Consider the following 14462-nt stretch of genomic DNA (forward strand, 5'->3'; position numbering starts at 1 on the left):
TCACATCCTACGAAATAAGCAATCCCCCTGCCCAGCAAAAAGAAACGGCTTTGCCGTCACTCGTAGATTAAAAAAAATAAAAACCGCCCGATTAAAATCGAGCAGTTAAAGGATTAAGTATGAATTATTGCAAATACTTCATTGGATTTACAGCAGTGCCATTCTTCCGAATCTCAAAATGCAGATGTGTACCCGTCGAACGTCCGGTGCTGCCCATTACGCCAATCTTGCCACCCTGCTCCAAGCGTTGGCCTGTAGAAACCGAGATGCTTTTTAAATGACCATAATAGGTCTGGTATCCGTTGCGATGATCCACAATAACTACATTCCCGTATCCATTCTGCACCCCTGCAAAGATTACGGTCCCGGCATCAGAAGCTTTTATATTCCGATTGCTAGATACCATATCAATACCCTTATGGGCACGGCTCCAACGCTCACCGAAGCTACTTGTCAGTGTCGCCCCGCTTACCGGCCAACTGAACATGCCTGTTCCTTCACCAACAACCTTCGTTCCCCGATAAACAACTTCTGGCAGCGAGGCTTTTATAACGGTCTGGCCTAACCATTCTTCTTGAACAACCGTGCCATTTTCCTTTGTTACCCGATACTCCATTTCTTTAAGTCCAGTTTGTCCTGGACGAACCACTTTGCTTTTGCCTGCCGCTAGCTGATCGCTCGAACGCACAACCACTTCCGGCTCAGTCACTATCTGCTCAGTCACTTTTTCCACAGTTACTACTGTAACATCTGGTTGGGGTACCTTCAGCTTCAGTGTATCTCCAATCTTCAACGTCAGCTCTTTCACGTTAGGGTTGTTACTATAAATCTCTTTTTGGGTGATTTCAAACCGTTTGGCAATCCCCGAAATCGTATCACCCTCTTGAACGGTATAAAGAAGAGGCGCCTCTTTACCTTCAGTAAGTGTCTGGACCGCTGCCTCCACATCCAACACTTTATTAGGATCTGCTTTGATAGGAACGATAGAAATATCTTCACTAATCTCTACCGACTCTACTTGCTCTGGAGCCTTCGCTTTTGCAGCAGATGAGCTGGAAGCAGCCGTTCTTGTTAGCTTACTAGCCGTCGTTGCTACTTCTGCTTGTGGGACATAATGATTTTTTACTCCTTCGAGCACAGCATTAGCAGTTTCCTGATCCTTAACTATGCCAACGGCCTTGCCATCTACCATCAATTGCACGCCTACCGCATAAGCTTTCAGCATTCCATCTAGTTTAGTAAGTGTCGCCTCACTATCAACTTCTGGCTTGTATGCCTTCTGCTCTTCTATTGTTATGCCCTCTGTTTGCAGCACCATGGTTGAATTCGGATATTTCTCCTGATATTCTCGTTGTTTCTTCTCGTATAGCTGGTTAAGCTGCGTCTGATCGGTAAGTCTTCCGACTTCTTCACCCTTCACCAACACTTGATAATAGGTAACCGTGTTAGCGGCTACATACTTTTTCTCTGCTCCAACCAACACCGTAGCTAGAAGCACAAGGCCGACAGATCCCAAAATCCAAGCACGCCGAAATCTGCGAGTACCTTTCTCTTGTTGAAAGTGTTTGGAGTCGTGATCGAAATTGTGGCTCTGTTGAACATTCGCCTCGGATTCTGCTGGATGTCCATCCTGCAGCTTGCTCATCCGACGCATGAACTTAAATCCCTTCATGAAACTCTCCCTTTCAGTCCGCTTTTACTTCCGACAAAAGCGGCCAAGCTAATTGTACGACCTCGATTATATAGATTACGTCCATGTAAATTTCTGCGTATACTAGTGCTTAATTCCTGCTTCTAATGAACCTATAAAAAGGTTGTTAAGGAGGTTACAAAAATTTAACCTCTTGAGGTCCTTGTTTACTGTACCATAGCTTAGAGAAAAATTTCAACTTTAGACATGACAAAAAACCCGCCAAATACGCGGGTTTTTTGCGCAAATATGAAATTTTAACCTTTTTCTTGTGTCTATAAAGTGACAATTATAAAAGCTATTGCGTAGATTCTGTAGTTGGTGTAAGCATTTTCATTATGCTCTCATATTCGTCTGCATCAACATATTTTGCAATTACCTGTTGCAGCTCTTTAACCTCATCTTCTGTTAATCCATCCTCCATCGCTGTTGAAATTTTTGCCATCTCATCCTGGGGTAGTTTGGACATCAAAATATTGAATATATTTACCTTCTCTTCCGATGGAAGATTATCTTTGAAGTCACTGAGTGCCTCAGGTGTCATTACTAATTGTTGGTCACCAACACTTCCACTTCCGTTATCAGTTGAACTTTCGGTTGTAACTTGCCCCATAACTGGTAAGGCATCAGTTGGAGTATTATCATCTACGGGCTCGCCCTTGCCTTTAGCTGGCGAATCCGTGCTTTTGTCGGTCTCCTTGCTAACTGTACTCCCTGTGGTTACTTCTTTATTGGCTGTATCCGAGTTAGATTTGTTATCCATGCCAATGATGCTCCGAATCATTCCTCCAAATCCCGGACCGGGAGTATTCACTTTAATATCGAAGCTAGCCAATACCGACTTAATATAAGCATTTACAACCACGCCCGTTGTTAGAATTGAAAGAGTGCTGGCAAGTACCACAATCAGACATACGCTAAGTGCACGCTTCACGATCTTCATCTTCATTTCTCCTCTCACCTATGTTCAAGCCTATCTGGTAGATCATGTACATGTTCTTCTATACATCCAGTATTGACTAGAACCGGCCTTGGGAAACATCTAGGCATAAATCTAGGCCTCAAAAGAGAGAGTGATAGTCCTCAGAACAAAAAAAAGAGCCTCTAACGAGACTCCTTAGTATAACTAGGTTTTAGATATAAATTGGCAATACTTGATTCGTCTGCTCACGGTTACGACCCACTGAGAAGATAGCAATCGGAATACCTGTAAGCTCAGATACACGTTCAACATATCTGCGTGTATTTGCTGGAAGATCATCCAACGTTTTTGCAGAAGTAATATCTTCACTCCAGCCTGGAAGCTCCTCATATACCGCTTCACATTCTGCCAGCATTTTGAGGCTAGCAGGGTAATGAGTAATTACCTCACCACGGTATTTGTAGCCTGTGCAGATCTTCACAGTCTCAAGTCCGCTAAGTACATCCAGCGAGTTAAGAGATAGCCCTGTGATTCCACTCACACGACGAGCGTGACTCACAACTACACTGTCGAACCAGCCTACACGGCGTGCACGTCCGGTAACTGTGCCATATTCATGACCTGTTTCACGGATATAATCACCTGTTGCATCATTCAGCTCTGTAGGGAACGGGCCATCTCCAACACGAGTGGTATAGGCTTTTGCAACCCCAATAACCTGTTTGATTTTGGACGGTCCCACACCAGAACCTATGCACACTCCACCGGCAGATGGGTTGGATGAAGTAACAAACGGATACGTACCTTGATCGATATCAAGCATTACTCCTTGCGCACCTTCAAACAACACTTTGCGATCCGCATCAATGGCATCATTAAGAATAACAGAGGTGTCTGTTACATAATTACGCAGCACTTCTGCATATTCCAGGTATTGAGTCAGAATCTCTTCTACGTTAAGAGCTTCGGCACCATAGACCTGTGTAATCACTTGGTTCTTCTCTTGCATCAAGGGGCGGAGTCTCAGTTCGAATTCCTCAGCGTCCATCAAGTCAGCAATACGGATACCGTTGCGTGCTGCCTTATCCATATAACAAGGACCGATACCTTTACGTGTAGTACCAATCTTGTTCGGACCCTTACGGTCTTCTTCGAGAGCATCCAGCACCATATGGTATGGCATAATGACATGAGCACGATCACTGATCACTAAGTTCTTAGTATCAAAACCGTTCTCATGAATATAATTAATTTCTTGGATCAAGGCAGCCGGATTAATAACCATTCCGTTACCAATTACACAAGTTTTCTCTTTATAAAATACACCCGAAGGGATCAAGCTGAGCTTAAACTTCTCACCGTCAATCAGAATCGTGTGACCGGCATTATTGCCCCCTTGATAACGGGCGACCACATCTGCACTTTCCGCTAGAAAGTCAGTGATTTTCCCTTTACCTTCGTCTCCCCATTGTGTTCCCACGACGACTACCGTTGACATGTTCATTCCTCCGTAGGTGCTACTTAGCACCATTATTTTTCATAATATGGACCCTATACGTCATTCTTATGTACGTGGCCCTCCGGACGCCAAGCAGATTTAACCCGCTAAAGGACAATTCTCAGTGTAACAGCGGTTTTTTTCAAAGTCAAATAAAACGAACGATTACACAAAGAAATGTGCAATCGTTCGGGAATTATACATGTCAGGTTTAACCAGCAAATGGTTCCGCATGTGCTCGCTCGTAGTTAACGAACTTGTTGAAATTTTTAAGAAAGACCAGTTCTACCGTGCCTACGGGACCATTACGCTGTTTAGCTATAATGATCTCAATAATATTCTTCTTCTCCGTATCCGCATTGTAATAATCATCACGATACAGAAACGCAACAATATCGGCATCCTGCTCGATAGAACCCGATTCACGCAAGTCACTCATCATTGGACGTTTATCCTGGCGCTGCTCTACACCCCGGCTTAACTGCGACAGGGCAATAACCGGCACATCCAACTCACGGGCAATCTGCTTCAGTGTACGAGATATATCCGATACTTCCTGCTGACGGTTCTCTCCGCCTTTACCGCGGCCCTGAATGAGCTGCAAGTAGTCGATGACGATCATGCCAAGTCCTTTTTCCTTCTTCAGTCTCCGGCACTTTGCACGAATATCGGTTACCGTGATACCTGGTGTATCGTCGATATAAATCTCCGCTTCAGATAGAGACTGAATACCCATCGTCAGCTTGGACCAATCATCATCACTCTTGAAGTCACCGGTACGCATAATATTGGCATCTAAGTTGGCTTCAGCACAAATCATCCGCTGTACCAGCTGTGGCGCTGACATTTCCAGACTGAATATCGCAACAGTTTCTTTAGCACGTACTGCCACGTTCTGTGCAATATTCAGGGCGAATGCAGTCTTACCAACAGATGGACGAGCCGCAACAATGATCAGATCGTTACGTTGGAATCCGTTAGTCATATGATCTAAATCCACAAATCCGGTTGGGATACCTGAGGTACCCCCCTTATTTTGATGAAGCAACTCAACCTTGTCGAACACTTCCATCAAGACATCGCGGATCGCAATAAATCCACTGCCGCTCCGCCGGTTGGAGATTTCAAGAATGCGCCGCTCTGCATCACTCAGCATATCGGCTACATCTTCACCGCCAGTATAACCTTCGCTCACAATTTGCGTGGCTGTGCGAATCAAACGGCGCAGCATGGCTTTCTCTTCGATAATCTGGGCGTAGTATTCTACGTTAGCAGCAGTAGGCACGGCATGCGCCAGCTTAGCTAAGTAGCTAACACCACCAATATCTTCAAGCTCTCCTTTGTCCTGCAGTCTGGACGTAAGTGTAACAAGATCAATCGGCTGGCTCTCTTCTCCGAGCTGCACCATCGCCTCAAAAATCATTTGATGCGCTTTATCGTAGAAGTCTTCGGTATTCACCCGTTCCATTGCAGTAATGAGCGCTTCATCCTGCAACAGAACCGCACCAATTACCGCCTGCTCGGCTTCAAGATTCTGCGGGGGAACCCGATCGAAAAAGAGATCTCCACCCATGTTACTCCTCCGTTACCTCAACCTTAAGTGTGGCCTTTACTTCAGTATGCAATTTTACGCTTACTTGAAATACTCCTATATGGCGAATTGGCTCACCTAATTCAATCTTGCGCTTATCAATAGTAATTCCTTTGGTGGAAGCCAGTGTCTCAGCAATCTGTTTGCTTGTAATAGCACCGAATAAACGTCCGCCTTCACCTGATTTTGCTTTCATTGTCAGTGTTAGCTCGTCAAGCTTCTTACCCAATTGCTGTGCTTCTTCTTTTTCGTTATCTTTACGGCGTTGTTCAGCAGCCGCTTGATTCTCCAGCGTCTTCACGTTACCTTCCGTTGCCGGACGAACCAATCCACGTGGCAATAAGAAGTTAGAAGCATAACCTTCGGATACCTCTTTAACCTGACCTTTTTTACCTTGACCCTTAACATCTTTTATGAATATGACCTTCATTCGAATAACCCCTCTTTCGATTCGATTTCAGCCAGCACCTGCAGTAATCTGGCTTCTGCTTCTTTACATGTTCCTTCAAGCTGTACCGCGGCATTGGACAGATGCCCTCCGCCGCCTAATTTCTCCATCACGACCTGTACATTCATACGTCCTAGTGATCGGGCACTAATGCCAATCAGGCCGTCAGGCCGCTCGCTGATGACGAATGAAGCGACTACGTTGGTCATCCCAAGCAGCGTGTCCGCAGTCTGAGCAATAAGAAGCTGCGGAATTTTCATGCCTGGTGCCGTAACTACGAGCGCGATTTGGTCATACACCATCCGCGCATGTTTGATAATTTCGGCTTTGGAAATATACTCCTGTAAATCCTCCTTGAGCATGCGCTGAATAAGTACAGTATCGGCACCATTCCGGCGCAGGAAGCCTGCGGCCTCAAAGGTACGCGACCCCGTATGAAGCGCAAAATGCTTCGTATCCACCGTGATCCCCGCTAACAACATTGTAGCATCCAGCGGACTGATCTTTACCTTCTCATGAATATACTGAAGCAGCTCTGTCACCAGCTCACAAGTCGATGAAGCGTATGGCTCCAAATACACCAATACAGCATCGTTAATGAACTCTTCACCTCTGCGGTGATGATCCACCACTACGATTCTGCTGGCATATTGCACTAGCCGCGGCTCCATCGTCATAGACGCCTTGTGTGTATCCACAACAATAAGCAGGGTATGCTCTGTCATGATCTGTAGGGATTGCTCCGTTGTGATGAATGACTTATACAATTCATCATCCTTACGAATCTGCTCCATCATGTTAGTTATCGATGGATTAGGAGTCTCCATCACAATGCTAGCCTCTACATTATACATCTGCGCAGCCCTTAACAGGCCGATTGCAGCACCTACAGCGTCGATATCCGGTGTCCGATGACCGAGGATCAGCACACGATCGCTCTCCTGCATCAGATCCCGCAAAGCATGCGCAATGACCCGCGCCCGCACTCGGGTACGCTTCTCAGCAGCATTACTCTTGCCGCCGTAGAAGGATAACCGTTGGCCTGCTTTTACAGCCGCCTGATCACCACCTCGGCCAAGCGCCATATCTAGACTGGATTGGGCCAATGCCCCTAATTCACTTGCAGAGTCTGCGCCAAAGGCCAGACCAATACTCAGTGTCATGGGTACCTTAAGATCAGCAGTCATTTCTCTGACTTCATCTAGAATCACGAAGCGGCTCTCTTCCAACGCTTGCAGGCTACGATGATTAAGCAGCATTAGATAACGTTCCGAGGACAACCGCCGCAGATAAACCTCAAACTGCTTACTCCATTCAGTGATTTCACTCGTCACCTTAGCAATCAGCGAGGTTCGCTGTTGATCATCCATTCCTTGAGCAGATTCATCCAGGTTATCCATCATCACTATGCCGATCGCCAGCTTCTCATCCTCATACCGCTCACGTAACACCACAAGCTCAGTGATATCATACAAGTAAAGAATACGCTCACTCGGAATAATGACAGCTTGATAAAATCGTTCATCCACGGTGATCTCAAGGCGGGTGTCATGGAGCACACCCTCTTTGGCGACCTCCCGTTTACCCGCTGCAGCACCTGTGAAAAAAGACTGCATATCAGGCAATAATTCTTGCAGTGATTCCCCAACTAAAGACTTGCGTGCGAAAATATCGCCGGCATAGCGGTTATTCCATTCCACCGTTCGATCCTCGCTAAACAGAATGATTCCAAGCGGCAGCATGCTGACTGCTTCGCCCTCTACCCGCTTAATGCGGAAAGATAGCCCATTAATATATTCCACCAGATTACGGCGGAACGAGATCTCCGCTTTCAACATATAGAAGCATAAAGTACCTGACAGAAACAGGCCGGCCACCCCAAGCGCCCAGTTATAAACACTGACAATTATAATAAGGACCAACAGCAGCATGAACGCCCATACGGTATGATAGCCGTGCCAGCGTCTTTGCAGAAATTTAGGCATGAACTCTCACCCTATCGTTTCGATTTGGTCACATACTCCCGCAGTGGGAACGCAAGATCAATAATACCAATAATGCGCAGCGGCGGCAGTAAAATAACCGGTATCGCTAACAAAACGGCAGACATCTTGTTCCATTTGCGTTCATGCGCCAGGAAGAAGAAAAATCCGATGGCCTGAATCATAAAGCCAATTCGCAGCAATGGCAGAAGATTGGCAGAAATCATGAGGATGAAATTGTTCTCCGACCCTGAGAAGAAGAGCTGTAGAACAACACCAATCAGATAGTACCAAATAAACGATCTCGAAAGTCTCCATTCACGTGCAGGCTTCATCTTAGGTACTGCATAATTCATACTGTTCAGAATCGGGCGGGCAATAGAATGCGTAATCACAGCAATCATGAAGGAGCTTACGATTAGAGTCATAGGGATCATTTGAACCGTCATATGACTTATCTTGTTTACATCCTCAGTTGAAAATCCAATATCAGTGAGCAGAGGATTAGTAGTTCCGAGCTCAGACAGAGGTGAATTAACCATTTGCAATACATCGTTCACATAGGTAGACAGGTCAAAATTAAATAATGCCGTACCCAGCAGCAAAAGCAGCAGGAACTGTGCAAGAATCGTAACCGTACCTGCGATCACAGTAGACATGGCCGGGGCATGTCTTTTATACCAACGCCCCATAACCAGAGCCGGTATTAAGAAATACGCAGCTATCAACAGATAAATTGGTGTAATCAAGCCTACAATCAGCAACACCGGCAATACATGCAGTACAAATTGTCTCGTGTTCAGTGTAGTAAACAACACTACTGCCGGAACAATCATAAACAGGGTAGTGATGATGAGGAGTGGAGTCGTTAAACTAAGCAGCAAAAGTAAGTATGCTACGCTCCAAGCCACAGATGACCAGCGAAATTTCAACAGTATTCACCTCTTACGCATATGTTCTTCTAAAGCAGATATATCTTGGTACCAATCTTCCAGTTGATGCCCTTCCTGCTTGTGCTTTCTAAGCTTCTCCAGTAGCAAGTCATCTAAAGAACGATAAGGAATCCCTAGTCTGCGGCCCAAAATATAAGAGCTCATAATCAAGCTAGCCAGACTGTCACCGACACGGGTAGTACTGCCTTCCCATAACGCTTTAAATAACCTTGAAACTTGATCAATCACTTCGGTTTTCAGCCATTCAATTACCTTGGCGCGCTTGGCTACATCCAGATCCTTCGGCACATTGGACACGTCTCTCTACCTCCGGCAAAAAGCTTTATTCTCCATTATAGCATAAAAAATTCGGTGTCACACTGGACGCCCCGCGCCCCTTAAGTATGCTTCAATCCATGCTGACTATGCCTCTTTTTGGAGAGGAGCTTTCTTTAAAAAAGACCCGCATTCCGTTATCGCCGGAAATACAGGCCTTGTTCCGATAGCTTCTATAACCGCGAATACACTGGGACTATAATGATTCCTGTGATTGTCTTGTTACAAATTTCTCGCAATATTCTATGACTTGACTCCGGCGAACAATTCCAATAAACCGGTTCATATCATCGACCACAGGTACAAAGTTCTGCACCTTAGCCAAATTAATTAGATCTTCCATATCCGCATCAATTGAGACCGGCTTGTTATTCATACGTAATGGAACGTCCTTCAGCAAAAATTTTGAAGCGTTCTCAAACGAAACCTTACCCTCCGACTCTTTCATGTACCAGAGCAGATCACCTTCCGTTACCGTGCCGGCATACTCTCCATTACGGTTAAGAATCGGGACTGCTGTATAGCGGTGAAACTCCATCCTCTCAAGCGTTTGGCGCAGCGTAGAATCGAGCGTTACGCAGGCCACCTCCTGTTTCGGAAGTAAAAAAAATGCAATATTCATCTCTTGATCCTCCTCAAAGAGTTCCGAAGGAATTACGGTTCTTTAACTTCCTTTTACTGCCATGCCAATGTGATTATACGTAGCAGCTAAATAATAGTTCCAACTCATTATAACATGAAGACAGTAAGCAGCAGCCATGAGAATGTTTATGGCTGCTGCAATTTATTTATATGAGTTTAGCTTTCCAATTAGAATTACTGCGTAACTGCTGTTGCTTTGGGCTCGAGTGCATTACTTGCTTTTCCCGGCTCAATCAGTTGGTCTACAGGTGTTCCTGCATTCATCCAATTATCAATCAACGCCTTAGCTTCGCGCAAATCCTCTTCATCAACGATATCATAATAAAGTCCGTCAATACGTTTTCCTTCGCCCATTACCGTAAAGCTTGAGATATCCATATCTTTGCCGCCCATAAATTTCTTGGCCAGACTAATGATCATTGAAGGCTCAATATCGGTCTTAAAATTATCGCCCATAATATCCAGCAGCTTAGGAATATTGCCGATTTGGCTGATCGATAACATTTTATTAGCTACGACATCAATAAAAACCTGTTGGCGTTTGGTCCGGTTAAAGTCACTATCTTCACGGTAGCGTGTATAGTTGAGTGCTTCTTGACCGTTATAATTCGACTTTCCACCCTCGATCGTAAACTTTTCATGGTCCTTACCCTTGTTTACAATATCCTTCTTGATTGGCAGCGGAACGCCTCCAATAGCATCAACGGCATCCTTGAGCCCTTGAAAGTTAATGGTGGCATAATACTGAATATCATGCTCCAGCAGTGCTTCCAGAGTATCCTTAGCCATTTGCTGCCCACCAAAAGCATAAGCATGGGTAATCTTATCTTTTTTATTATCGTTATGCCCAATAATCTCGGTATACGTATCACGTGGAATAGAAATAAGCAGAATTTTGTAATCCTCAGGGCGAACAACAGCATACATCATAGTGTCTGAACGTGCGGTTTCATTGTCGCGTTGATCAGTCCCGAGCAGCATCAGCGAGAATGGATCGCTTTTGTATACAACCGGCTCTGGCTTAACCTTATTCTCATCCTTAAGTGGCTGGTAAGATTCTTCTTTCAGCTTACTTTCTACCCGATCGGACAAAAAGAGGTCAAAGGCTAATATGGCCAAAGAATTCCGAAAGAGAAAGCCTCCCGCTATAACAACGACGAGAACAATTAGCGCAATGTATCTTTTCTTTATTTTTTTCATCTTTGATTCCTTCTTTATTGTAGAATAATTACACATACCATATATTTACAATGCCTCCTGATCGTTCACAGGCAGTCATGGTTTTATTTCTCTCGGCGGCGAATTTACTGTCCCTTATTCCATTATCTTATTGTCCCCCCTTTCAGGAAATTCGGGTCATTCTAAATTATAGAAAAAAGTTTTTTTGCGTTTCAAAAATAATATGGGATAAAACAATATTTCTATTGTAATCACTAAATGGATAAAAAGAAACAACAAATACCGACATGAATAGGGAAAAAGCACCATACCAAGTAATAATTACTGGTATGATGCTCCAAATTTAACTTCGAATTCCAAGGGCATGTATAATATGTTTTACCCGTTCTCCATAATGTAAACCGCGGAAAAACCCATAATCGAACAATTTAGCAGCACCCTCAAATCGGCTGCCATAGGTCTCTGCCCCCATAACGACCGCAATAAGCCGGTGCCCCTCTCGCTGGGCTGATCCCGCAATACAATATCCCGTCTGGCTATCATATCCAGTCTTCAACCCATCTGCTCCATCGTATGCGTAAGCGCCGCCCATACCTGGAAGCATAAGGTTGCTATTACTAACATATAACCCTTTATCCTTTAATTGCATCTGTGTACGACCGGAAATATTCAGTACATCAGGATGATTATGGATTAGCGCAGCTGCCAATTTGGCTGTATCCCTCGCTGTCATCATCGTCTGGCCACCGATATGCGTAGGCTGACGAATGATACCAAGATCCTTGCTCGACAATCCAGAGGCGTTGGTAAATACAGTATTAGGAGATAAACCTAAACTACGTGCTCTATCATTCATCATAAGTACAAAAGAATCCTCTGATCCTGCCATATATTCTGCCAATGCAACTGCAGCATCATTAGCAGAATAGATGGTGATGCCTTCGAATAGCTCCCTTACTGTATAGAAATCTCCTCGTTTTAATGAGAGACTCATACCTCCCATTTGACTGGCGTAAGCACTAATAGGGACTCTATCCTCCCACCTAAGGGTTCCAGAGGTTATGTGATCCAGCACAATCATTTCAGTCATTAATTTAGACACACTGGCCGGTGGCATAGGCACATCGCCGTTGATATTAACCCATATGTCTCCACTATCCATATCTAGCAGCACTGCTGAACCCGCGTCAATATCCGGTTTAAAGCCCAGCTCGATAGGCCTCCACACCGTAATTAAGACAACGACTATCAAAGCTGCACCAGCCCATATCAATATCCGTCTCTTCATCGTTGTCATCCTCCATAATATATATGACGAATGAAACAGCAATTTGATTTCACTTTTTGCGTAATTTTTTTTATTTTTTTTAATTTAGTCCTTTATCCACCATTTATTAGGCTCAATTATGGAGCCCAAAGAGTCAACACGCACACCTTGTAGACGTTTATTGACAGCAGTAATGCTTTCTCTTTCTGCAAAAAAGATCATTGGAACCTCTTCATTCACTAGCTTCTGCCATTCATAATAGATTTGTTGTCGATAATCTCTATCATATGCCTTCATACTTGTGCCATCGCGAATCAATTCTTCATTCCGCTCCGAGGACCAACGTGGGTAGTTCCACAAATCATTCTCCCTCCAGAGACCTGAAGGATCAGGATCATTAGCTAATCCCCATACCCCGTTAAACAACTCAATGGACGGATCATCAGCCTCTACTGCTTCATAGAAGGTATTGAGCTCTTTTAACGCCCCACCATTAAGCTGCACATCGAGTCCCACATTTCGCCAATCCTCCAGAATAGCAGCAGTTCGTAACTCCGCTGAATGACTGCCTAGCATAGAATCATAATGAATAACTAACTTTTCTCCTTTTTGATCCTCACGCAGCCCATCTCCATCAACATCTACAAAACCAGCCTCATCAAGCAGCTGCTTCGCTTTTTCCGGATCATAGGGATACGTGTTAATCTGACTGTCAGGGATCTTCGCCCAGCTTGCACTGGAAACCGGAGTTTCTATAGGCTTGCCTAACCCATGAGAAAATGATTGAATGATCCCCTCCCGATCAAGTGCATAATACATCGCCTGACGTAATCTTTTATCCGCAAATTTAGGGTTATCCATTACGATTTTTTCAGCTTCACTATCCCAATACCCAAATTTAAACCCTATATACTCATAAGCAAGCTCATTTGATTGTAAAATATTAATATTATCGAGTTCGCTCAGCTTTTCATAAGTATCTCGTGGGGCATTCTCTATATCAATTACGCCTTGTTCAAACAGGCTGATGATTTCCTTGTCATCAAATACCTTATACAACACACCATCCAATAAAGCCTTACCTTTATAGTATTGATCAAAGCGCTTCATCTCGACCCGCTGGCCAGGTTCAATAAGGCTCACCTCAAAGGGGCCAATCCCAATCGGATTTTTTCGCATCTGATCACTCTCAGGCATATCCTTAACAGCGACTCCAGTATAATATTTTTTATTCATCGGATACGGCCATAGATTATCAATCGTATTTACGCGGGCAGCTGTCATTGTTATTTTCAAAGTATAAGGATCTATAACCTTAAGACCTGTTATATTCTTCGCCTCACCTTTATGATAGGCTTCTGCACCTTGAATCATTTCCACACTATAATAACGCGATCCGGTGTAGTCTGGACTAGCAATAGTCTCCATCGCAAATTTCCAGTCCTCTACGGTCAGTTCATCTCCATTATGCCAACGGATTCCCGGTTTAATTTTAAAGGTAAATATTCTATGATCCTCGGACTCCTGCCAAGTGGCGATATTAGGAACCGTTGATAAATCATCATCTATCGTAAACATGGCCTCAGTAATAAACTCCAGCACATGAAAGTCATCTTCACCTTCATAAAAAGCAGGCTCAAAGAAGCCCATAAACGGCGATGAGTATCCATAAGTAACTACTCCGCCAGTCTGTGGCTTTTCGACCACCTCATTGTGATGTAAAGATAATGAATTACTGCTGGTACCTGCTCTGCTGCATGCTGACAATACAGTAGTCATCACGAGCATTGTTAACAAGAACCCGCATATCTTCTTATTCTTCATGTGTTCCTTCCCTTCTCTAGTTGAACGTATATCTACATATAAGCTATGGAATAAATATTTACTGTAACAAAGTTTTAGAATGGTTACAATAACTTCTAAGCTTTAGGCCTATACTCCTGCTTGAATTTACGCATTTTTCATAGTATTTATA

At 44.2% G+C, this 14462-nt stretch carries 12 protein-coding genes; all 12 read right to left on the reverse strand.

The window, feature by feature from the left end:
- Positions 1 to 124: 124 nt before the first annotated feature.
- A complete protein-coding gene (locus tag NYE58_RS35730) occupies positions 125 to 1672 on the reverse strand; it encodes a M23 family metallopeptidase (protein WP_076219260.1) in 1548 nt (515 codons plus the stop codon).
- A gap of 316 nt (positions 1673 to 1988) precedes the next feature.
- Complete coding sequence (locus tag NYE58_RS35735) at positions 1989 to 2633, reverse strand: hypothetical protein (RefSeq protein ID WP_339245567.1); 645 nt, start codon at positions 2631 to 2633, stop codon at positions 1989 to 1991.
- 190 nt (positions 2634 to 2823) lie between these two features.
- A complete protein-coding gene (locus NYE58_RS35740) occupies positions 2824 to 4110 on the reverse strand; it encodes an adenylosuccinate synthase (RefSeq protein ID WP_076105178.1) in 1287 nt (428 codons plus the stop codon).
- A gap of 211 nt (positions 4111 to 4321) precedes the next feature.
- Entirely contained in the window at positions 4322 to 5683 is a 1362-nt protein-coding gene (gene dnaB / locus NYE58_RS35745) for a replicative DNA helicase (RefSeq protein ID WP_036677807.1), read from the reverse strand.
- A 1-nt stretch (position 5684) separates the two neighbouring features.
- A complete protein-coding gene (gene rplI / locus NYE58_RS35750) occupies positions 5685 to 6131 on the reverse strand; it encodes a 50S ribosomal protein L9 (protein ID WP_036677804.1) in 447 nt (148 codons plus the stop codon).
- Positions 6128 to 8134: a DHH family phosphoesterase gene (locus tag NYE58_RS35755; protein ID WP_076124313.1), complete on the reverse strand. Its 2007-nt coding sequence runs from the start codon at positions 8132 to 8134 to the stop codon at positions 6128 to 6130. The genes rplI and NYE58_RS35755 overlap by 4 nt, the downstream gene beginning before the upstream one ends.
- Before the next feature lie 11 nt (positions 8135 to 8145).
- Positions 8146 to 9063, reverse strand: coding sequence for a DUF2232 domain-containing protein (locus tag NYE58_RS35760; protein WP_076124314.1), 918 nt, complete (start codon positions 9061 to 9063; stop codon positions 8146 to 8148).
- A 6-nt stretch (positions 9064 to 9069) separates the two neighbouring features.
- Positions 9070 to 9372 (reverse strand): MazG-like family protein, encoded by a 303-nt coding sequence (locus NYE58_RS35765; protein WP_170914153.1) that lies wholly within the window; start codon positions 9370 to 9372, stop codon positions 9070 to 9072.
- A 223-nt stretch (positions 9373 to 9595) separates the two neighbouring features.
- Positions 9596 to 10021, reverse strand: coding sequence for a CBS domain-containing protein (locus NYE58_RS35770; protein ID WP_036677795.1), 426 nt, complete (start codon positions 10019 to 10021; stop codon positions 9596 to 9598).
- A 194-nt stretch (positions 10022 to 10215) separates the two neighbouring features.
- Positions 10216 to 11241: an LCP family protein gene (locus NYE58_RS35775; RefSeq protein WP_341004189.1), complete on the reverse strand. Its 1026-nt coding sequence runs from the start codon at positions 11239 to 11241 to the stop codon at positions 10216 to 10218.
- 322 nt (positions 11242 to 11563) lie between these two features.
- Positions 11564 to 12508: a D-alanyl-D-alanine carboxypeptidase family protein gene (locus NYE58_RS35780; RefSeq protein ID WP_036677789.1), complete on the reverse strand. Its 945-nt coding sequence runs from the start codon at positions 12506 to 12508 to the stop codon at positions 11564 to 11566.
- 84 nt (positions 12509 to 12592) lie between these two features.
- Entirely contained in the window at positions 12593 to 14311 is a 1719-nt protein-coding gene (gene opp4A / locus NYE58_RS35785) for an oligopeptide ABC transporter substrate-binding protein (RefSeq protein ID WP_076191470.1), read from the reverse strand.
- Between the last annotated feature and the right edge of the window lie 151 nt (positions 14312 to 14462).

This window comes from Paenibacillus sp. FSL L8-0708 (assembly GCF_038009325.1).
Taxonomy (GTDB): Bacteria; Bacillota; Bacilli; order Paenibacillales; family Paenibacillaceae; genus Paenibacillus_AQ; species Paenibacillus_AQ odorifer.